This window comes from Bifidobacteriaceae bacterium (assembly GCA_031281585.1).
GTDB lineage: Bacteria > Actinomycetota > Actinomycetes > Actinomycetales > WQXJ01 > JAIRTF01.
In genome coordinates this window covers 1-19,548 of the sequence record JAITFE010000050.1, presented here as the reverse complement: position 1 = coordinate 19,548, position 19,548 = coordinate 1, and the positions used below count along the sequence as shown (strand labels likewise).

21 protein-coding genes and 1 riboswitch are annotated in these 19,548 nt (G+C 68.7%); of the genes, 12 read left to right on the top strand and 9 right to left on the bottom strand.

Annotated features, from left to right (window positions below):
• Positions 1-5 precede the first annotated feature (5 nt).
• The 8 genes from rnpA (at position 6) to LBC97_05275 (ending at position 4,596) form a co-directional block, all read left to right on the top strand.
• Positions 6-359: a ribonuclease P protein component gene (gene rnpA, locus LBC97_05310; protein ID MDR2565472.1), complete on the top strand. Its 354-nt coding sequence runs from the start codon at positions 6-8 to the stop codon at positions 357-359.
• Positions 356-613: a membrane protein insertion efficiency factor YidD gene (gene yidD, locus LBC97_05305; protein MDR2565471.1), complete on the top strand. Its 258-nt coding sequence runs from the start codon at positions 356-358 to the stop codon at positions 611-613. Before rnpA ends, yidD begins: the two co-directional genes overlap by 4 nt.
• 2 nt (positions 614-615) lie before the next feature.
• A complete protein-coding gene (yidC, locus tag LBC97_05300; protein MDR2565470.1) occupies positions 616-1,884 on the top strand; it encodes a membrane protein insertase YidC in 1,269 nt (422 codons plus the stop codon).
• 10 nt (positions 1,885-1,894) lie between these two features.
• Entirely contained in the window at positions 1,895-2,407 is a 513-nt protein-coding gene (locus tag LBC97_05295) for a single-stranded DNA-binding protein (protein ID MDR2565469.1), read from the top strand.
• Positions 2,408-2,432: 25 nt separating this feature from the next.
• Positions 2,433-3,044: a 16S rRNA (guanine(527)-N(7))-methyltransferase RsmG gene (gene rsmG, locus LBC97_05290; protein ID MDR2565468.1), complete on the top strand. Its 612-nt coding sequence runs from the start codon at positions 2,433-2,435 to the stop codon at positions 3,042-3,044.
• A 136-nt stretch (positions 3,045-3,180) separates the two neighbouring features.
• A complete protein-coding gene (locus LBC97_05285) occupies positions 3,181-3,657 on the top strand; it encodes a hypothetical protein (GenBank protein ID MDR2565467.1) in 477 nt (158 codons plus the stop codon).
• Between the two features lie 307 nt (positions 3,658-3,964).
• Positions 3,965-4,219: a type II toxin-antitoxin system Phd/YefM family antitoxin gene (locus LBC97_05280; protein MDR2565466.1), complete on the top strand. Its 255-nt coding sequence runs from the start codon at positions 3,965-3,967 to the stop codon at positions 4,217-4,219.
• A complete protein-coding gene (locus LBC97_05275; protein ID MDR2565465.1) occupies positions 4,216-4,596 on the top strand; it encodes a type II toxin-antitoxin system VapC family toxin in 381 nt (126 codons plus the stop codon). Before LBC97_05280 ends, LBC97_05275 begins: the two co-directional genes overlap by 4 nt.
• Here LBC97_05275 and LBC97_05270 read toward each other — a convergent pair.
• Entirely contained in the window at positions 4,544-4,948 is a 405-nt protein-coding gene (locus LBC97_05270) for a class I SAM-dependent methyltransferase (GenBank protein ID MDR2565464.1), read from the bottom strand. The genes LBC97_05275 and LBC97_05270 overlap by 53 nt on opposite strands.
• 794 nt (positions 4,949-5,742) lie before the next feature.
• Here LBC97_05270 and LBC97_05265 point away from each other — a divergent pair.
• Both LBC97_05265 and LBC97_05260 read left to right on the top strand, forming a co-directional pair.
• A complete protein-coding gene (locus tag LBC97_05265; GenBank protein ID MDR2565463.1) occupies positions 5,743-6,546 on the top strand; it encodes a ParA family protein in 804 nt (267 codons plus the stop codon).
• 358 nt (positions 6,547-6,904) lie between these two features.
• Positions 6,905-7,807 carry a ParB/RepB/Spo0J family partition protein gene (locus LBC97_05260; protein MDR2565462.1) on the top strand — a complete coding sequence of 301 codons (903 nt, stop codon included), beginning with the start codon at positions 6,905-6,907 and terminating at the stop codon, positions 7,805-7,807.
• A gap of 108 nt (positions 7,808-7,915) precedes the next feature.
• Here LBC97_05260 and LBC97_05255 read toward each other — a convergent pair whose 3' ends face one another.
• Together LBC97_05255 and LBC97_05250 are read right to left on the bottom strand one after the other, a co-directional pair.
• Entirely contained in the window at positions 7,916-8,608 is a 693-nt protein-coding gene (locus tag LBC97_05255) for a queuosine precursor transporter (protein MDR2565461.1), read from the bottom strand.
• A 136-nt stretch (positions 8,609-8,744) separates the two neighbouring features.
• A complete protein-coding gene (locus tag LBC97_05250; GenBank protein ID MDR2565460.1) occupies positions 8,745-9,257 on the bottom strand; it encodes a hypothetical protein in 513 nt (170 codons plus the stop codon).
• Between the two features lie 171 nt (positions 9,258-9,428).
• On the opposite strand from LBC97_05250, the gene LBC97_05245 reads away from it, so the two are divergent.
• Positions 9,429-10,496: a hypothetical protein gene (locus LBC97_05245; GenBank protein ID MDR2565459.1), complete on the top strand. Its 1,068-nt coding sequence runs from the start codon at positions 9,429-9,431 to the stop codon at positions 10,494-10,496.
• Positions 10,493-11,410 (top strand): hypothetical protein, encoded by a 918-nt coding sequence (locus LBC97_05240; protein MDR2565458.1) that lies wholly within the window; start codon positions 10,493-10,495, stop codon positions 11,408-11,410. Before LBC97_05245 ends, LBC97_05240 begins: the two co-directional genes overlap by 4 nt.
• Before the next feature lie 112 nt (positions 11,411-11,522).
• Here the strand turns inward: LBC97_05240 and LBC97_05235 are convergent, their stop codons facing one another.
• The 6 genes from LBC97_05235 to LBC97_05210 form a co-directional block, all read right to left on the bottom strand.
• Positions 11,523-12,419 (bottom strand): anaerobic ribonucleoside-triphosphate reductase activating protein, encoded by an 897-nt coding sequence (locus LBC97_05235; protein MDR2565457.1) that lies wholly within the window; start codon positions 12,417-12,419, stop codon positions 11,523-11,525.
• A complete protein-coding gene (locus LBC97_05230) occupies positions 12,416-14,602 on the bottom strand; it encodes a ribonucleoside triphosphate reductase (protein ID MDR2565456.1) in 2,187 nt (728 codons plus the stop codon). The genes LBC97_05235 and LBC97_05230 overlap by 4 nt, the downstream gene beginning before the upstream one ends.
• A 147-nt stretch (positions 14,603-14,749) precedes the next feature.
• Positions 14,750-14,895: riboswitch (cobalamin riboswitch) on the bottom strand.
• 186 nt (positions 14,896-15,081) lie between these two features.
• The gene (locus LBC97_05225; GenBank protein MDR2565455.1) at positions 15,082-16,437 is read right to left on the bottom strand and encodes an ABC transporter permease; all 1,356 of its coding nucleotides are present in this window, start codon (positions 16,435-16,437) and stop codon (positions 15,082-15,084) included.
• Entirely contained in the window at positions 16,434-17,330 is an 897-nt protein-coding gene (locus LBC97_05220) for an ABC transporter ATP-binding protein (GenBank protein ID MDR2565454.1), read from the bottom strand. Before LBC97_05220 ends, LBC97_05225 begins: the two co-directional genes overlap by 4 nt.
• Complete coding sequence (locus tag LBC97_05215; GenBank protein ID MDR2565453.1) at positions 17,327-18,832, bottom strand: peptidoglycan-binding protein; 1,506 nt, start codon at positions 18,830-18,832, stop codon at positions 17,327-17,329. Before LBC97_05215 ends, LBC97_05220 begins: the two co-directional genes overlap by 4 nt.
• Positions 18,833-19,347: 515 nt before the next feature.
• Positions 19,348-19,548, bottom strand: a 201-nt coding sequence (locus LBC97_05210; protein MDR2565452.1) for a hypothetical protein, incomplete at its 5' end; no start/stop codon positions are given.

Below are 19,548 nucleotides of genomic sequence, written 5' to 3'. Positions count from 1 at the left end.
CAGCCGTGCTGGCCCAGCCGCATCGCCTCAGGCGGCGAGCCGACTTTCAAGACGTCATCCGGAACGGACGGCGTTGCGGCAGTCGGCTGGCCGTCGTCTACGCGGCGGCGGTCAACCGGGGGGCGGACCAAACGGGAACGGCCGTCTGGCAGGGGGGCGTGGTGGTGTCCAAAGCGGTTGGCAACTCCGTGGTCAGGCACCGGGTGGCCAGGCGGCTGAGGGCGATCATGGCGGCGGAACTGCCCAACTTGGAAGAGCCCAAACGGGTGGTGGTGCGGGCGCTGGGGCCGGCGGCATCGGCGGACTATAGGGAATTGGAGCGAGCGGTCGGAAGATGCGTGAGGGAAGCGGCCAAATGACAAGCCTGGCGGCGGCCGGGCCCGCGGCGCTGATCCGGGCCTACCAGCGGTGGATTTCGCCGCTGTTCGCGCCGCGCTGCCGCTTCTATCCGAGTTGCTCCGAATACGCCGCCACGGCGCTGCGCGAACACGGCCTGATCAAAGGCGGCGGTCTGGCGGTCGGGCGCCTGTTGCGGTGCCAGCCGTTCAACCCGGGCGGGGTTGACCACGTGCCGGAGCGGCGGGAGCCCGACTGGCGGGGAGCGGAGAGGTAGCTATGGACTGGTTTGACAAGATCTTGCGGCCCATCATGTGGGTGGTCGCGTGGATCATGTACGGAGCGCACCAACTGGGCGTGGTGCTGGGCCTGGCGAACGGCCTGGCCTGGGTGCTGTCGATAGTGGTCTTGGTGATCATCATGCGCGTCATCATGATCCCGTTGTTCGTCAAACAAATCCGCTCGTCTCGGGGCATGCAGCTGCTCCAACCCGAATTGCAGAAGATCCAGCGGCGCTACAAGGGCAAGACGGACCCGGTCTCGCGGCGCCGCATGCAGGAAGAGACCATGGAGCTGTACCGCAAGAACGGCTCCAACCCGATGAGCGGCTGTTGGCCCGTGTTGGCGCAGTCGCCCCTGTTCTTCGCCCTTTTCCGCGTCCTGTACTCGCTCGGCAAGCTGGCCAAGGGCACCTACGAGGGCGGCAGTTCGATCGGACCGATCGACCAAGCCGTGGCGAAAGACATCGAGAGCACCCACCTGTTCGGGGCGCCGCTGTCCGCCACCTTCCTCGACGACAAGACCTGGGCGGGCGCCTCGCCCGTCGCGGTGCGGATAGTCACGGTCATCCTGATCATCTTGATGTCCGTCACCACTTTCACCACGCAGCGGCAGCTCACCATGAAGAACATGCCGCAGTCCGCCATGGACAACCCCATGTTCCGGACTCAGAAAATCATGATGTACATGATGCCCGGCATCTTCGCGGTCTCCGGCGTCAACTTCCCGATTGGCGTCCTGATCTACTGGTTCACCACGAACGTTTGGTCCATGGGGCAGCAGTTCTTCGTCATCCGCAACATGCCCGCGCCAGGCTCCGAGGCCGAAGCCCGGATGAAGGCCAGAAAAGCCAAGAAACGGTTGCGCAAGGGGTTGCCCGCTGAAGGCGAATCCGACGATGCCGTTTCGGACTCCCCAGCGCCGCCCCAGGCCCAGCGCGCGCAGCCGAAGCGGACCAGCCGGTCGCAACGCCGGTCTGGGCCTTTGCAGGCCGCCAACCCCTCGCCCCGGGCGGACGACCCGCGCCGGGAGATCGAACCAAGCGACGCGGAGCCGAAGGCCGCCTCCGGCGGTTCGGACGGTTCGGGGGGCTCAGGCGGCGGACCCGCCGGGGCGAAGAAGGGCAAAGGCGGGGCCGGCGGCTCTGACCGGTCCGCCGGTTCGGGGGGCGCGGCTGGGACGGGCAAGACGGCATCGGGCGACCAGGCGAAGGCGGCGGGCGGCCAACGTTCCCAGCCGAAGAAGCAAACCCGCAAGAAGCGGAAGTGAGGAGAGCGCAGTGAGTGACGGCGATCAGGACCAAACCGTGTCGCGCGGGGTGGCGAAACTCGAGGAAGACGGCGAAATCGCGGCCGACTACTTGGAGGAATTGCTGGACATCGCGGACATCGGAGGCGACATCGACATTGACGTGGACCACGGCCGGGCGGTTGTGGCGATCGTCTCCGAGGACCCTCTGGACCGGGACCTGGAAAGGCTGGTCGGGCCGGACGGGGAGGTCTTGGACGCCCTGCAGGAGCTGACGCGGATCGCGGTGCAGGCCAAGACCGGCGAGCGATCCCGGCTGATGCTGGACGTGGCGGGATACCGGGCGGCGCGGCGCGAGGAGCTGCAGGCCGTGGCCCGCGAGGCGATCGCGGAGGTCAAAGCCAAGAACGTCAACCTGGCCATGGAGCCGATGAACGCGTTTGAGCGGAAAGTGGTCCACGACGCGGTGGCGGAGGCCGGCCTGATCAGCGAATCCTCGGGTGTCGAGCCCGAGCGGTACGTGGTCATCCGGCCCGCCGATTGAACGGCCCGCCGGGGCCTGCGGCCGGGTGAGGGAGTTCTTCGGAGCGGCGCTGCCGGGCGTTGAGCGCCTGGCCCTGCTGCTCGCCGCGGGCGGGGTGGAAAGGGGTCTGATAGGCCCCCGTGAACTGGACCGGTTGTGGGAGCGGCATCTGGTCAACAGCGGAGTGCTGGCGGCGCTGCTGCCGGATGCGGGGACGGTGGTGGACGCGGGATCCGGCGCCGGCCTGCCGGGGCTGGTCCTGGCGCTGATGCGTCCCGACTTGAGCTTCGAACTGGTGGACTCGATGAAACGGCGGACCGACTGGCTGGAAGAGGCGGTCGCAGCGCTGGGATTGGGGAACGTGTCCGTGATCCGCTCGCGGGTCGAGGAGCTCGCGCCGCGCGGGAGGGCCGCGGCGGTGGTCTCCAGGGCGGTCGCGCGGCTCGACAAGCTGGCCTCCTGGACCTCCGACCTCCTGGTACCCGGCGGGGTGTTCCTGGCGCTGAAAGGATCCAGCGCGGCCGACGAGTTGGCCGAGTGCGGTTCGGCGTTGGCCCGACGCGGGCTGAGCGGGGCCGAGGTCGTGTCACTCGCGCCCGTGCCCGGCGTGGAGCCGACCTATGTGGTCCGGGCCTGGCGGGCCTGCGGTGGACGGTGAATGATCCGGACCTCCGGCTCGGCGCTGGACGAGCCTGACGAAAGCGGAAGGCGCGCGAGGGGAGGCTGCGAGCCCGGGCGGGGGCCTTTCGGTTAGCATGGGCGCGAACCAAGCACCGAGACGAGGTATTTCAGCCATGAGTTTGTTCCGCCGGAGGACCGATCCGGCCTTGCGCCGGAAGGCTTCGCCACTGCCGCGAATCGAGGGCGAGCCGACCGGTCCGAATCCGCCCTGCTTGATCTCGGTGGCCCCCGGCGGGGACGATCCCGCCGAGGTCGCGATCAACTTGCCCGGACCGTCAACGCTCGGCATCACCCCGCTTGACCGGCGCGTCTACTTGGTCGGGGACCAAGGCGACGGCGTCCAGGCCTTTCAAGTCAAGGCGGGATTCGTGGAGGCGGGGGACGGAATCTCCGCCGCCCAAGCCCTGTGCGACGGTTTTGTTCAGCGCCAATTGGCTGCACATCCAACTGTGGCCGCCCAAGCGGGCTTCACAAGGATCATATGGATGTTCATGCCCGGCGAGGATGGGTTCGGCGCGCCCGACGCCGACGTGTTGGACCTGCTGCTGGGCAACGACGTGGCGTATCAGCTCTACCTGGCCGAGGAATAGGCGGGCGGGCGCAGCGGATCGGGAGCCAAAGCCGGGCTTGGCGCCGGGCGGCCGGGGCTTTGGCTCGAGCCGTCGGCTCCAGGGGCGACGTTTCACGTGAAACACCTGCGGATCCGGCGCGCCAGCGGCCGGCGAGGTGTGAGCGGGGGATGGAGAGCGGATCCGGGTATGGATCGCGCTTAGCGCCGGTGTGGCCGTGGTCTCGCCGCAAGTCGGATGGCGTTGTAGCATGGATCGATAACGGACCAGACCAGAACAGACCAGAACCGCCCAGGCAGGAACGGCGGGGCGTGGAAAGGAAACGCGCGTGGAAACCGTCAGCCTTGTCGAGGCCAAAGCCAATCTGTCGAAGCTGGTGGATCAGGCCGCAGGCGGCAGCCCATTTGTGATAACGAAGCATGGCCGGCCTTTGGTCATGGTGTCCGCTTTGCCGACTCCCGTCGCGCCGCCGCCAAGAATCGGTTTTTTGAAGGACCGATTCGAGGACTACGAGTTGCCGGAAGACTTCGACACCATGATGGCGGGCGAAATCGAGGAGCTGTTCGAGGGCGGGCGGCAATGAGGCTGCTGCTGGATTCGAACGTTCTCATTCGATCGGCGCAAGGGTCCACGCCCACCGAAGCGGCGCGACTGGTGGCCGACCCAGACAACCAGCCGTACTACAGCGCAGCGGCGTTGTGGGAAATCACAATCAAGGTCGACTCAGGAAAGCTCGCGTTGCCGGTGAGCCCCTGGGAGCTGGAAGTCGGCTTGTCGAGCGCCGGCTACAAGGCGCTGGACATCAAGGTCCCGCATGTGCGGCAGTTGTCAAACCTCAAGGATCTCCATAAGGATCCGTTTGATCGAATCATGGTTGCCCAAGCCATTGTGGAAAGAATGACATTCCTCACGACCGACGCGCTCTTGGGTCGGTACAGCCCGCTGGTGAAGTTGGTCTGAGGGCAGATCGTTTTCCGCGCCGCGGCGGTGGGCGGCCCGGGAGGACCGGCTTGGTCTCGCGGCGGAGTTCCGCGTGGCTAAGCGCGGGTTCCCTCACCACCATTTCCGGCTGGCGCGACTCGTGTCTCAGCCAGCCGGCGACGCGCACCGGCGGAACCCGCAAGCCGGAGAGGATCCAGTCCCAAAGGCTTGCGTTTCGGGACAATCCGACAATTCGCAATCGGCCGCCGGGACGCAAGAGGCCCACGGCCTTCGCCAGGGCCGGCTCCAAGTCCATGTGATGCAGCGATGCCACCAAGCAGACCAGGTCGAACGACTCCGGCTTGAAGTCGAGAGCCAAGAACTCGCCCAGGACCAGGCGGACGTTTCGCGCGTCCCGAAGACCCGCTGGCAGGCCTCAATGGCCGCGTGGTCCTTGTCGACCCCGGTGACGGAACGGCAGAGGGGGAAAGAAGGGCCAGCAGAGAGCCGTCGCCGCAGCCAACGTCCAGGGCGTCGCCGGCCCCGGCCCGCGCGGCCTTCGCGATCCACAGGTGATAGGCCGAATTGTGGGTCCAGCTGGCGCTCATCCGCTCATTGTTCCCCATCAAGAAGCGCGGAGGGAACATGCCGCCGCGCGCGCCCCCAGCGCACCGAGACGAGGCGCGGGGCCGCCCGCGCGGGCACGGCCATGCGTGCCGCCGGGTGGTCGATCTCGGCGCCGCGCGGCAGGGCCTCGGCTGGCGCCACGCGCCGGGACGTCGAGGCGTGCCGCGGCGCCAAAGAATTCGCCGGCCAGCCCGTGCCGGGGGAAGGCGGGCGGACGGCATCGGCGGCGGGGCAAAACCGCCGGCCTGTCGCGCGCCGGTCCGCGACTGTCCGCCGAACGGAGTCGCCGCCACCCAGTCGAGGGCGCGGAGGGATTGTGGCGGCGGACCGGCACCGGGGCGGCCCGGACGCGGGGGACGGGACGGGTGTTGGGGGCTGGAAAACAGTGTCGGAGGTACCCGGCATACTTGTGGGGTGTCTTTTCCAGAACCCGCCGTGAGCGATGTTTCACGTGAAACATCGGGACCGGCTTCCAGCGATACGCCTTTGGGGGATCAGGCCGCGATTGACACCGCGCGGCGGTTGCGGCTGCGGGGTCGGCGGTTTCCGCGACCGCCGTTGACGCGCGTGATCGCGGTGGCGAACCAAAAGGGCGGGGTGGGGAAGACCTCCACCACCGTCAACCTCGCTGCGGCGTTGGCGGCCGGCGGCCAACGGGTCCTGGTGATAGACACCGACCCGCAGGGCAACGCCTCGACCGCGCTGGGGGTGGAGCATCACAGCGAAACCCCGTCGATCTACGACGTGATCCTCCGGGGACAGGCGTTGTTGGACGTGGTGGCGCCGACCGACGCGGACCCGAACCTTTGGTGCGCCCCGGCGACAATCGAGTTGTCCGGCGCGGAGGTGGAGTTGGTCGGCGAGCCCAAGCGGGAGTACCGCCTGCACGAGGCGATAGGCGACCTCCGCCGGCACTTGCGACGAGTCGGCGAGGAGCAACTGGACTATGTCGTCATCGACTGCCCTCCGTCGCTGGGGCTGCTGACTCTGAACGCGCTGGTGGGGGCGAAGGAAGTGCTGATCCCCATCCAGTGCGAGTATTACGCTCTGGAGGGGTTGTCTCAACTCCTGCGGACCATTGGCCTGGTCAGGGACTCGCTCAATTCGGAGCTGGCCGTTTCCGCGATTCTGTTGACCATGTACGACGCGCGGACCAACCTCGCGCATGACGTGGTTAGGGAGGTCAAGGAGCATTTTCCGGACCAGGTGATGCGGACCACCATTCCGCGCTCGGTCCGGATCGCCGAAGCCCCCGGCTTTGGCCAGACCGTGATTGGCTACGACCCGAATTCGACCGGCGCGCTCGCGTACATGGAAGCGGCGTTGGAATTGGCAGAACGCGTGGGAGGGAACAATGGCTGAACGCAGAACCGGCTTGGGGAAAGGGCTCGGCGCCCTCATACCGTCCGGGTCGGGGGTCCGCGGCGGCGCCGCGGAGGGCTCGGAGACGGGGCAGGGCTCGCGGGCGCCGGCCAGAAGGCGTCCGGTCGACTTGCTGTTCACGTCGCCGCAAGCGGAGGATGCCGACCGGCCGGTTCAGGCGAACCCGGCCGCGCGGGCCGCTGGCGGCGGCGGGAACGCCCAATCGGATGGGACCGGCGCGGGAGGACGGGCGCGGTCCGCTCGCGGAGGGACCAAGGGCGCCGCCACGGCCGCCGCCGGTGGGGGTTCGGGTGGGGACGGCGCGGAACTTGTGGCGGTGCCGGGCGCCGAGTTCGCCATGATCCCGCTCACCGCAATCCAGCCGAATCCGCGCCAGCCCCGGCAGGTTTTCGACGAAGACGCGCTCCAGGAGTTGGCCGATTCGATCAAGGAGGTCGGGCTGCTGCAACCGGTGGTGGTGCGGCCTCTTTCGGTTTCGGGGCGTGCGGCGGACGGCGCCGGAACCGGGCTCCGACCCGGAGCCGCAACGGCGGCGAACGCCGGGCGCGACGCGCAGAAGGACGGCCAGTCCGAAGCGCCGCGGTACGAACTGGTGATGGGGGAGCGGCGCTGGCGGGCCTGCCAGCTGGCCGGCCTGGACGAGGTGCCGGCCATTGTCCGGGCGACCGAAGACTCCGACCTGCTGCGGGACGCGCTGTTGGAGAACCTGCACCGGGCGCAGCTCAACCCCTTGGAAGAGGCCGCCGCCTACCGGCAGCTCCTGGACGATTTCTCCTGCACGCAGGATCAGTTGGCGGCGAAGATCGCCCGCTCGAGGCCCCAAATCTCCAACACCCTGCGGCTGCTGAAGCTCCCTCCGCTGGTGCAGCGTCGGCTGGCGGCGGGCGTGCTCTCGGCCGGGCACGCCAGGGCGCTGCTGTCGCTGGACGACGCGGCGGCGATGGAGCGCATGGCGCAGAAGGTGGTGGCCGAAGGCCTGTCGGTTCGCACCACCGAGGAACTGGTTTCGCTGGGGGAGGTCCCGCCCGAGGCGAAGCCGAAGAGGGCGGCGGTGCGGGCGGGCGCCCACCGGCAGGCGCTGGACGGTTTGCAGGACCGCCTCGCGGACCGTTTCGACACCAAGGTGACCGTCAACTTGGGCAAGTCCAAGGGACGGGTCGTGATCGAATTCGCGTCGGTGGCGGATCTCAACCGGATTGTGCAGTTGCTCGACCCATCGGATCCGGGAGTGCTCAAGTAGCGGTGGCCGCCCCGTGCGGCGGGCCGGCTCCGAGAAGGCTCAAACAGCCGGGAGCTTGAACCTTTCCCGCCGGGCGCGGCCGCAGGCCGCTGGTCGGTTCGAGAAGCCTCAAGCAGCGGCGGCCTCGCGGCGCCTGACCCAGGCCACCACCCGGTAGGTGACGGGCAACAGGACAACTTCGACCAGGCACTTGTAGACGTAGCCCAACGCGACGTAGCCCAGGAACTGCGCGCCGGAGATCACGCCGTAGAAGGCGATGGTGCAGAACACAACGGTGTCGGCCAGTTCACCCACGGCGGTGGACCCCAGCAGGCGCGCCCAGAGCGCTTTGCCACGCGATCGGCGCTTCATGGCCGTCAGGGTCAGGGCGTTGAGCAACTGCCCAACCAGGTACCCGGCCAGGGAGGCCCCCACAATGCGGGGCACAAACCCCAAGACCTGCTCATAGGCGGCTTGGCCCGTCCAGCCGGAAGCGGGCGGCGAGACTTGCACCAGCCAAAACGAGCCCACCGCCAGGACCGCGCAGACAAAGCCGAGCAGAATCGCTTTGCGGGCGGCCCTGAACCCGAACACCTCGGCCAGCACGTCGCCCAAGATATAGGTCAGGGGAAACAGAAAGACGCCCCCGTCGACGGTCACGTCGAACCGGGCGCCGAACAACTCGACCGTCCCCAACCCGATCAGCTTGACCGCCGAGACGTTCGAAATCACCAGCAAGGAGGTGAACAGCCCAACCAACGCGGGATAGGCGCCCCGCCGAACAACGGCGGCGGGCGGCGGGTCTTGGCGGCTGGTTGACACCAATCAATGATGCCGCACCGGCCAACCCAAGCAGATCAGCTCCCCGACCGGGGCCTGGCCGAAGGGCGGGGCGGCCTGGGCCGGGCTGGGGTCCCGTTGATATCCGGCTCCTTATTGGAGAGGCGCGCGGGTGTGGTCAGACCACCGCGGAATGGCCGCGCTGACTTGCATCCTCGGCGTAGGCCGCCGCCGTAGCCGCTCGGGCAAGCCGGTCGAGTGCCCTGAAGAGAAGCCGCGCCCGGTCCTCGTTCAGAACGGCGATGGATTCTTCCTCGGTGACTTCAATCGCTTTGCGGTTCTCCACGATCTGGGTGAGCACAGCGGAGTCGCTCAGCGAGGGGTCGTTGCCGTTCTCGGGTCTGGTTGTCGTTGCTCTCGCCACCAAGTGGTAAGGCTCGAAATCGTCCAGGGGTGCGTCCTCTGTTCCCATCAACAGGGCAAACTGTCGCTTTTCGTCGATCTCAACCAGACGGTCGACGTGCGCAAGGGTCCGGCGAAGCGCTGTTACTGCGCGGCGGGGAGGCGGCGCTTGGCCGCTGACCGCGTCTTCGACCGCCTGTGCCGCGAGAAGCGCGTCGAACGATATGGCAGCTTGGGCTTGGACGAGGCGGCGACGAGCTTCTGGATGCAAGCCTATTGAGTTGGACACAAGTGCGCTTCCTTGATGGGTTTTCGGACATCCGATGATCGGCCACGTTACGGCCTAGCGACAGCGGCAGGGCAGCAGATTTTGCGGCGAGTCGCCAGGACGAAGGCACCCGCTTCAAGCGGCGAGGATCGCCCCGCCCCCAGGCGGGTCAGGTTGCGCTACGGTGACAGGATGAGCGACGGCAAGAAACAGGGAGGTGGCATTTCCGTCATCCAGGTGCTTGCCAGCGCTCTCGCGGCGGTCACCTCGACTGTCGCGCTGTCCTACCTGGGCGTGGCCGGCACCATCCTGGGTGCGGCCCTGGCGGCCGTCATCACCGTTGTCGGTAACTTCATCTACACCCGCTCCCTGGACCGCACTCACAAGGCGGTCAAGAACTTGGCCCAGCAGGCCGTCACCGCCGTTCTGCCCGCCGCCCACGGATCCGGCCAGGCCAGCGCCGTGTCCGCCGCCGGCGAGGCCGCAGACGGGTCCACGCAAACCGACAATCCCGACGATGCCGCCGAGCCGGTTCCCAACGAAACCGCTGCTCCGGAGCCGGTCGCGCAAGACGCCGCCAAGACGAAGGGGGAGGATGGGGCGGAGGGCACGGCATCGGCGGAATCTGGCGCGGACGGCCAGGCCGAGGCTGCCGGGGAGAGCCAGGCGAACGCGGACAGCGACACGGACAGCGACACGGACAGCCAAACCGACGCCCAAACCGACAGCGACAGCGACGGTTCGGCGGGGAAGGGGCCGGGCCTGGCGAAACTGGACAATGCGAGCTGGCTGCGGGAGCTGATCCGCCGTCACGGCCCGGTGAAGGCTTTGGCTGGGCTGGGGCTGGCGGTGTTTCTGGTGATCATGGCGATCGTGACGGGGGTCGAGTTGTTGCTGGGCAACACGATCTCCGACGAGCTCACCGGCCGCGACTCCGGGCGGAAGACGACGTTTGTGAACCCACGGGGGCCGGAGCGGACGCCTTCGGCGCCGCCCTCGGAAGAGGCCCGCGAGTCGACGCCGCCATCCGAGTCGCCGTCCCCAGCCGAGACGGCGGACCCGAGCCCCTCCGAGCTGGCTTCCCAGGAGCCTTCGCCGAGCGGCGACGCGAGCCCGGAGATCGATCCGAGCGGGAGCGCCGAGCCCGCGTCGGACCCAGCCGCGACCGAGAATGCGGAGGGGCCGTCCACGAGCCCCAGCCCGGGCGACCAGGAGAACTTGGAGGACGAGGCCCTCCCTAAACAGCCGTCGCCGAAATGAAAACCGGCGGCCTGGCTGTCAGCCTTGCGGCGTTGGCCGCGGCGCTGGCGGCGGGCTGCACCCCCGGCACGACCTCTGATCTGCCTCTGACCAGCGCCACCAGCTCTCCGCTTGAGCCCTACTGGACGCTGGCCTACGGGGCGGCCCAGGATTACGCCGCGCGGGACCGGCTGCTCGAGGCCGCGTTCCAGAAGCGCATCGCGGCCTGCGTGCGAGAAGAGGGATTCGAATACCAAATCGAGGAAGGCCGTTACGTGCAGGAGGAAACCCCGCCGGCGGTCGCCCCCGGAACCATGGAGTACCGGGCGCTTTACGGCTACGGGATCTCGTCCGGGGAGCTGTCCGGCGCAGGTGCCGCCGGGCCCGGCACCGACGACCCGAACATGGCCATTCGGGAATCGCTCAGCGCCGAGGGGCGGGCCGCCTACGATCTGGCGTTAGGCGGGGAGGAGACCGTCGACGCGGACGGCGTGATCAACCGTTCCGGCGGATGCTACGACCTGGCTTGGGACGCGGTGTACGGCGGCGCCGCCTTCACAGGAGGACTGCGGTGGGAGGGGCTGCTGGAGGAGATGACCAGCCTTGGCGACAGGGCCGCCGCCTCCGCGGAGATGGCAAAGGTCAACGGCGATTGGTCGGCGTGCATGCGGGGCAAGTCGTTCGGTGCCCTGGGCGGCCCGGATGACGCCACGGCCTTGGCGGACGAGCGCTCCCGGTCTGGGGCGGCGGACGCGGTCGAGTTCGAGGTCCGGTTGGCCGTGGCGGATCTCGAATGCCAGCAGGAGGTGGACTACCAGGTCCGGTCGGACCAGATTCTCTACAGCCTTGAGGAGGAGTTCGTTGACGCCCGCAAGGCTGACCTTGAGTCGTGGGCGCAAGAAGCCAAGGAGGAGTTGGCGGCATTGACCGGCTGACCAGGCCCGACGTCTTCCCATCATCTTCGCCGGCCTCGTCGGCCGACGGTCAGAGCCGTCCCAAGACCGCAGGAGAGAGGGCCGGGACGGTCCGGGTGGGCACCCAGGAAAGTCAGGAAATGGCCGCCGCGCGGGCGGAGCGGAAGGCCGGCCGCGCGCCTTCCGCCCGCACTGGTTGCAGGACCGGCGCGGACACGCCTTGGGCGCGGGCCCAATCCAGAACCGCCTCCGCCTGGGCGGGGGTGGCCACAGTCGGGACGCCAGGACCCCAGGTGGTCCGCACCTGGCAGTCCACGCCTGACGCTAGGAGCAGGCGCAGCGATTCGGCCATGGCCGCCGCCGAGGCGGCCACCCCGGTCACCTGGGGCAGATTGTCCGGCAGCGCCTTGACGTCGAACCCGACCCAGTCGACCTTGTCCAACAGCGCCGCCAGGCGCCGGGGGTAGGCCCCGGAGGTGTGCAGGCCGACCAGGAACCCGAGTTCGCGGACCTGGGCGATAGCCGGGCCCAACTCCTGGCGTGTGGCCTCCCCGCCGCTGAAGACGACGGCATCGAGCAAACCCACCCGGCCGCGCAGGAAAGCGAGCACGTCCGCCCAGTCGAGCGAACCCGGCGCGCGCGGGTCGATCAGGTCCGGGTTGTGGCAGTACAGGCAGTTCCACGGGCAGCCCTGCAGGAACACCGTGGCCGCGAGCTTGCCCGGCCAGTCGCACGTCGACAGCTTCGACAGGCCGCCAATGGCCAGCGGCCGGCTCGCGTTTTCCGCTGTGGGCGCACCCGGTCGGCCCGAACTGGGGGCGGCGTCCGCCACGGCCTGGCCGTCCGCTCTCCAGGCGGCCGCGGCCTCGCGGTCGGCGAGGGCAAAGCGGCTCGCGTCGCCGCCGGTTCGCCGGCCGGACCCCGCGCCGGGAACGGGCCGGACGGCATCGGGCACCGGATCGCCAAGCGAAACGCTAGCCAAGTCGGCCGCCGGAGCCAAAGCCAAGCCCAATCCGGCCGGAGCGGTCATACCAGCGCGGGTTCGGCGAAGTGGACCCGCTCGTGGTGCTCGCCCTGCTTGCCGACGTTGAAGCTCGACACGGGCCGGTGGTACCCCATGACGCGGGTCCAGACCTCGCACGCGACGGGCTCCGCCGAAGGGTCGGCCTCCGCGCAGCGCGGGCAGGCCGGCTGCTCGCCGTCCAGGTATCCGTGGGTCGGGCAGATCGAGAAGGTCGGCGTGATGGTGATGTACGGCAGCGAGAACCGCGTCAGCGCGCGTTTGACCAGCTCGCGGCAGGCGGTGGCGGATGAGATGGCCTCGCCCATGTAGAGGTGCAGGACGGTGCCGCCGGTGTATTTGCGCTGCAATTCGTCCTGCAGCTCCAGCGCCTCGAACGGGTCGTCGGTGTGGCCGACGGGCAGCTGCGACGAGTTCGTGTAGTACGGATTGTCCGGCGTCCCCGCCTGGACGATGCCCGGGAACCGCCGCCGGTCCTCTTTCGCGAACCGGTAGGTGGTGCCCTCCGCCGGGGTCGCCTCCAGGTTGTACAGGTGCGTTGTGGTCTCCTGGAACTCCACCATCCGCGCCCGCACGTGGTCCAGCACCCGGATCGCGAGCGCCCGCCCCTCGGCGCTTGTGATGTCGCCGGGGGTTCCCTGCCCGATGCCGTGTGTTTCAGCCCCAGCCAAACCCTCGGCGCCCAGCGGGGAGCGGAAGAAGTTCCGCGCCATCTCGTTCAGGCCGTTGACGCCGATCGTGGAGAAGTGGTTCCTAAGCGTGCCCAGATAGCGTTTGGTGTACGGGAACAGGCCCTGGTCGATCAGGCGCTGGATGACCTTGCGCTTGACCTCCAGGCTGTCGCGGGACAGCTCCAGGAGCCGGTCGAGGGCGCGGAGCAGGCCCGTCTCGTCGCCGGCATGGAGGTAGCCCAACCGGGCGCAGTTGATGGTGACCACGCCGAGCGAGCCGGTCTGCTCCGCCGAGCCGAACAGGCCGTTCCCGCGCTTGAGGAGCTCGCGCAGGTCGAGTTGGAGCCGGCAGCACATTGAGCGGATCTGGTTCGGCTTGAGCTCGGAGTTGATGAAGTTCTGGAAATACGGCAGGCCGTACTTGGCGGTCATGCCGAAAAGCCGTTCGGCGTTCGGGGACTCCCAGGGGAAGTCGGCGGTGATGTTGTAGGTCGGGATGGGGAACGTGAAGACCCTGCCCTTCGCGTCGCCCCTGGTCATGACCTCGATGTAGGCGCGGTTGATCATGTCCATCTCGGTCTGGAGCTCGCCGTACGTGAAGTCTTGGGCCACGCCGCCAATCACCGGCCGGTCCTGGCGCAGGTCTTCCGGGCACGTCCAGTCGAAGGTCAGGTTGGTGAACGGGGTTTGCGTGCCCCAACGCGAGGGCACGTTGAGGTTGTAGACCAGTTCTTGGATGCCTTGGAGGACCTGCTCGTAGGTCATCTTGTCCAGACGCACGTAGGGGGCCATGTACGTGTCGAAGGATGAGAAAGCCTGCGCGCCGGCCCATTCGTTTTGAAGCGTGCCCAGGAAGTTGACAATCTGCCCGATGGCGGAGGAGAAGTGCTTGGGCGGCGCGGCGTCGATCTTGCCGGGTACGCCGTTGAGGCCTTCGGCCAGCAGCGTGCGCAGGGACCAGCCGGCGCAGTAGCCGCTGAGCATGTCGAGGTCGTGGATGTGGAGGTCGCCTTCGCGGTGGGCGCGGCCGATCTCCGGCGCGTAGACGTGCGAGAGCCAGTAGTTGGCGATCACCTTGCCGGAGGTGTTGAGGATCAGGCCGCCCAGCGAATACCCCTGGTTGGCGTTGGCGTTGACCCGCCAGTCGGAGCGGTCCAGGTACTCGTTGATGGAGCTTTCGACGTCCACCACCACGCGGGCGTCCTGGCGCAGGCGCGAGTGCTGCTCGCGGTAGACAATGTATGCGCGGGCGGTGGCGATGTAGCCCGCGTTCATCAGGGTCTGCTCCACGCAGTCCTGGATTTGTTCGACTTGCGGGGCGCCGCCGTCCAGCTTGCGGGTCACGAAGCGGGCCAGCAGCAGGGCCTCGGCACCGTCGAACTCGCCGGTGGCGGCGCCCGCTTTGGCGATCGCCCTGGCGATGCGGTCTAGTTCGAAGGGAACTACCCGTCCGTCTCGCTTCGTGACGGCGGAAATGGTGCTGGAACCGTTGACGGCGGTGCCGGCGGCCTGGGTGGTCATATTTGTGCGTCTCCTCGTCGCTTCGCTCGCGGCGGGCGGGTGGTGAGCAGCGGCGGCGCGACGTGGGCAGAGCCGAACGAGGGCCGGCACTTCGGCTTCCCGCGAGCCGTGAGGCCTGACGCGGGCACCGTGCCCACGCCGGCTGGCAGGTCTTCGGACTTGCGGGCGTCGCGCCTGGGTTGGCGCGGTTCCTACCTGGCCGCTGCTTCCCAGACCGTGGGTCCAGTGCGTCTACGCGGCCGTCGTTCCCGCTCACCGCTGCGGGGCAGTCCCGGATTCGCACCGGGTTCCCACGCCGCCGCCAACCGCCCTGGTCGTGTGGCCGTTTGGTTGGCGGCGGCCGCTCTTGCGAGCGACCAGCATGGTAAGCAACACTACTACACCTAGGGGTGCTCCGCACGCTTCGCCACAGCATGTTGTGTTCCGAAATGGGGACGGTACCTGTTTCCGCCGGAAACAGGTACCGTCCCCATTTTCGGTCAGGGGCCTTCCTGGAGGGCCGCCGCCGGTTCTATGCGGGCGGCGCGGATGGCGGGGGCCAGGCCCGCCAGGACGCCGGTGACCATGCCGACCAGGGCGGCGGCGGCGACCAGGCGGAGGTCCAGGACCGGCGTCCAGTCCTTGACCATGGAGATGAAGACCACCGCGAGCAAGCCCGTCGCGGCTCCGATCAGGCCGCCCAGAAGGCCTACTATGGCGGTCTCCGCCACGAATTGCAGGGCCACGTTTGGCTGGGTGGCGCCCAGGGCGCGGCGCAGCCCGATCTCGCCGCGCCGCTCCATCACGGACAGGGACGTCACCACAGCGATGGTCAAAGCCCCGATCAGCAGGGCGACCAGTCCCAGCACAATGAACAGGGAGTTCACGTCCGCCGTCAGATTCTTGCGGAACTCGGAGGCGGCGCCCGGCAAGGAGATCTCGTAGTCGTTCGGCGAACCGGGGTTGAGCGCGGTTCCGAGCTGCTCCGAGACCATGGGCCCGGCTCCCACCTCCAGGCGCACGCGCAACTGCTCGGGTTTCGCCAACCCCTGGGTTTGGCGGGCGGTGGACTGAGGCAGGACCACCGAGTCCATCAAACCGTGCTCGGCCTTGACCGACCCGATGATCCCGATCACGGTGTAGGCGGTGTCGCCGATGAACATGGACGGCTGATCCGACACGCGGGCCACGCCCAACAGCTGGGCCGCCTGCGCGCCCAGCACGGCCACCCGCTGCGCGGTCGACTCATGGAAGGCGGAGAAGAACACGCCCTCCGTCATCTCGCCTTCCACCGTGTCCAACAACCCCGGCGTGGCCGCCAGCACGCCCGGCACCACCGACGGCGGCGCTTCCGGATCGGTTATCGGGGCGGCCGAGATACGGGCGCTCCTGACGTCCACCTCGCTGGACATCCCCGCGGCGATGACCCCGTTCAAACGGGCGGCCGTCTCAGCCGCGTCCCAGGGCAGCGGCGCCGCGGCGCCGCCCAACATGGGATCCTGGCGTTCCTTGACCACGCCCTGGGTGGCGGCGACCTCATCAAACGTGGCCTCAACCTGCCTCGCCCCCGTCTGAGCGAACCCCACCGTGGTGACCAGCGAGCCGATCCCCAACACCACCGCCAGCGCCGTCAAAACCAGGCGTCCCGGCCGGCCCGCCAGCCCGCGCACGGCCTCCCCGAACAGATTCCCCGTGGTGAACCGCTCAGCCCGGCCCAACCTGGGCGTGGCCTGCCGGGCCTCCCGCCGGAGCCGACGGCGCTCCCGCCGCCCGTGCCGGTCGCCGCGGCCGTCCCGTCCGCTCTCCCGCGGGCCGGGAACTTCCGGCGTGCCCCGCCCTTCCCTGAGCGCCGTCATGTCTCCTCCAACCGGCCGTCCGACATGCGGATCCGCCTTGACGCCCGTTCCGCCACCACCGGATCATGCGTCACCACCAGGACGGTCTGCCCGGCCCGGTTCAACTCGTCGAACAAGTCCAACACCTCGCCGGAGGTCGCGGCGTCCAGGTTTCCGGTCGGCTCGTCCGCCAGCAGCACCGCCGGGCCCTTCGCCAGCGCCCGAGCCACCGCCACCCTTTGGCGCTCCCCGCCGGACAGGGTCGAGGGGAAGAACGCCGCGCGGTGGGTCAACGACACCTGCTCCAACACGGCCACCACCCTCTCGCGGCGCACCCGCTTGGTGACCCCCGAATACGCCATCCCCAGCAGCACGTTCTCAAACACGGTCCGCTTCGGCATCAAATGAAACCCCTGAAAAACGAACCCGAGCTCGCTGGCCCGCAATCTGGCCCGCGCCTTGTCCCCCAACGGTCCGGTGTCCACCCCCGCCAGCCGGTAAAGGCCCACCGTCGGCCGGTCCAGCAGCCCCAGCACGTTCAGCAAAGTCGACTTGCCGGAACCGGACGTGCCCGTGATCGACACGTAGTCCCCCGGCGCCACCGTCATGGACACGTCCCTCAGCGCGAACACCTCCACCGCGCCGGAGAACGTCCGCGACACGCCCTCCAGCAAGATGACTGGCTCTCCCGCGGGCTCGGCCGCGCGCGCCGGCGTCAGCAACTCGGTGTCGGCGCTCTCCGGCGGTCCCGCCGCCGCCTCGGCCTCCGTTTCCCGATGCCGTGGGTCGCCTCCCAGCAAATCGTCCAGCCCCAGCCCGCCCCGGTCGGCGGTCCGGGCGCGGCCGCGGTGGTCCCGCCACAACGGCTGCCGCGCAGTGGACGCGGGGAGGGGCTGGGACGGGCCGAACGTCATCGTGCGCCAATTGCCGGCAAAGCCGCTGGTTCGGGAGACTGGGCGGCCGGGCCTTTGGCGGCTTGGACGCCGACAACCACCAGGTCGCCGGACTTGATCGGCTCGGTGGAGGACTTGATCTCCACGAAGCCCTGGGCGGACAGGCCCGCTTCGATGACCACTTTGCGGGTTTCTTGTTGGCCGGCGGCGGCGTTCTTGACCAATTCGCCGACCACCAACTCGACCTGCGGCTCGCCCGCGGAATTCGCTGAGACCGCCGCGACCGGCACCACCAGGCTGTCCTCCGCGGAGGTTCCCAGGAGGATGGAAACGGCCACGTTGCCCACCAACTGGCTGCGGTCGAAGTCTTCCGAGAGGGTCGGGTTGATCAGGACCTCGCAGCGCTGAGTCGGGTCGGAGGGGATCGGCTCGCCGCCGCAGATGGACTCGATGACGCCCTCCACGGCGAGCATCGAGGGGTCCAACACCACCGCGCCGCCCTCCACGAGCAAAACGGCCTCTTCCGCGGAGACGTCGGCCGTGACTTTGATTTGCGCGCCGGACAGCACCAGCGCGTCGGCGGGGGCGCCGCCCATCATGTCCGTGGGCATGCCCTGGGAGAGGTCCTGGCCCAACGTGACCCCGACCGAATCGACCCGGCGGGGCAAGTCGGTGGCGAAAACGACCTCGGCGGAGATCATTGGCGTCCACGCGGCCCGGTTCGCCTCTTCGCTGGCCTCCTGCGCGCGGGTCACGCCTCGCTCGGCCTGTTTGAGGGCGTCGTTGGCGGCGTCCAGCAGCTCCTGGGCGCCCTCCACGTTGTCCCGCACGTCCTGTTTGGCCTGGTCGACGGCTTTCTGGGCTGAGGCGCGGGCGTCTTTGGCGTCCTCGACCGCGTCGCGGGCGTCCCGCACCGCTTGGCTCAGGGCGCGGTCCTGGCTGTTCGGGGCGGGGTAGCCGGCCTTGTCGTACATGGCTTTGACCGCGCCGGCGAGGGCGCTGTCGTATTGGTCGCTTTCGGCTCCGGCTGAAAACCCCAGGGAGTTCAACGCCGCCCGCAGCTGCGTGACGTCCGGGCCGGATGATCCCGCCGCCAGAGTCCGGTACGCGGGGAAGGCGCCCGGGAGCAGGAACACGGGGCGGCCGGAAACCTCCAGGATCACGTCCCCGCCGTCCACCTCGCTGCCCTGTTCGGGGATCCGCCCGGTCACCACCGCCGCGGAGGCGTCTCCGAGCGCCCCGGGGTTCACCGCGATCGGGTCCGCGAATGACACGTCCGCCCTGGCCACCAGCGTGGCCTCGATCCTTTTGGCCTCCACTTTCGCGGTGATCAGCCCCGGCTCCAACTGCGGCCCGGCCGCCTGCGCGGGGGACTTGACGACCCGTCCCAGGCCGAATCCGGCCGCCAACGCGAGAACCGCCACGCCGGCCAGCGCCCAGACCGCCCGCCCGCCCGCCAAGAGTCCGCGCTCGCCGGGCGCCCGCGCATGGTCAGCGGAACTGTTCTTGGCTGAACGGGCCATGTTCTCCACCTTCGTTTCCTTGGCGTAGGGGCGTGGGGGCGAGCGCCGCCGACGGCCAAGACCCGCCTCGACGCCCAGCCCAATGGTCCCACGCCCGCCCGCCGGACGCGTCATCCACGCCGCGCGGAGTTGCTACACCGATCCGGAACGCGCCCACCGCCTTCGGCGGGAGTGAAGTCACGATCTTGGTCCGGACCCGGACAAAGAAAGGAGTCCGCATGGCATTGAGGCAGCGACACTGGTCACCTGGGTGCCCCGCCGGGAGCGAAGCCAGCATCCTGATCCACGCTGCTCATACGTAGATGGGGCAAAAGACTGTTTGATGACTGCCGACACGGGCGAGATGGCTTGTGGGAGCGACTGGCCCGCAGACGAGCAGGAATCGGCGGGCAAGGTGACCGTGCTAGTGGATGCCGCTCCAGGAGAGCTCACAGGCGCAGCGTTGTGCTGGCGCTACGAGGGGATCGCGGTTCTTGCCAAGAGCGAAACAATTGCCGTGTGCCGGTCCGGTTCCGTCAGTCACCTTGGCCCGTCGAAGCGCCGGGCGTCCGCGCGAGGACTCGGTAGAAGAAGCTGTCCCCGTCGCCAAAGTACTGGCGCCAATAGGGTTCCACGGCGGTCGGGTCATCCCGCCAGGACGGGACCAGACGGGCCAGCAGAGTTTGACGCGCGACCCGCCAATTCGTCCCTTGAACAACCGATTCGATCGCGCGGAG

What these genes read in the sequence shown, in the direction of transcription:
- LBC97_05260 (MDR2565462.1), top strand. Translation starts at nt 6,905, where the DNA reads ATGATCCCGCTCACCGCAATCCAGCCGAATCCGCGCCAGCCCCGGCAG.
- LBC97_05240 (MDR2565458.1), top strand. Translation starts at nt 10,493, where the DNA reads ATGAAAACCGGCGGCCTGGCTGTCAGCCTTGCGGCGTTGGCCGCGGCG.
- LBC97_05230 (MDR2565456.1), bottom strand. Translation starts at nt 14,602, where the DNA reads ATGACCACCCAGGCCGCCGGCACCGCCGTCAACGGTTCCAGCACCATT.
- LBC97_05235 (MDR2565457.1), bottom strand. Translation starts at nt 12,419, where the DNA reads ATGACCGCTCCGGCCGGATTGGGCTTGGCTTTGGCTCCGGCGGCCGAC.
- LBC97_05285 (MDR2565467.1), top strand. Translation starts at nt 3,181, where the DNA reads ATGAGTTTGTTCCGCCGGAGGACCGATCCGGCCTTGCGCCGGAAGGCT.
- yidC (MDR2565470.1), top strand. Translation starts at nt 616, where the DNA reads ATGGACTGGTTTGACAAGATCTTGCGGCCCATCATGTGGGTGGTCGCG.
- LBC97_05215 (MDR2565453.1), bottom strand. Translation starts at nt 18,832, where the DNA reads ATGGCCCGTTCAGCCAAGAACAGTTCCGCTGACCATGCGCGGGCGCCC.
- yidD (MDR2565471.1), top strand. Translation starts at nt 356, where the DNA reads ATGACAAGCCTGGCGGCGGCCGGGCCCGCGGCGCTGATCCGGGCCTAC.
- LBC97_05220 (MDR2565454.1), bottom strand. Translation starts at nt 17,330, where the DNA reads ATGACGTTCGGCCCGTCCCAGCCCCTCCCCGCGTCCACTGCGCGGCAG.
- LBC97_05225 (MDR2565455.1), bottom strand. Translation starts at nt 16,437, where the DNA reads ATGACGGCGCTCAGGGAAGGGCGGGGCACGCCGGAAGTTCCCGGCCCG.
- LBC97_05275 (MDR2565465.1), top strand. Translation starts at nt 4,216, where the DNA reads ATGAGGCTGCTGCTGGATTCGAACGTTCTCATTCGATCGGCGCAAGGG.
- LBC97_05245 (MDR2565459.1), top strand. Translation starts at nt 9,429, where the DNA reads ATGAGCGACGGCAAGAAACAGGGAGGTGGCATTTCCGTCATCCAGGTG.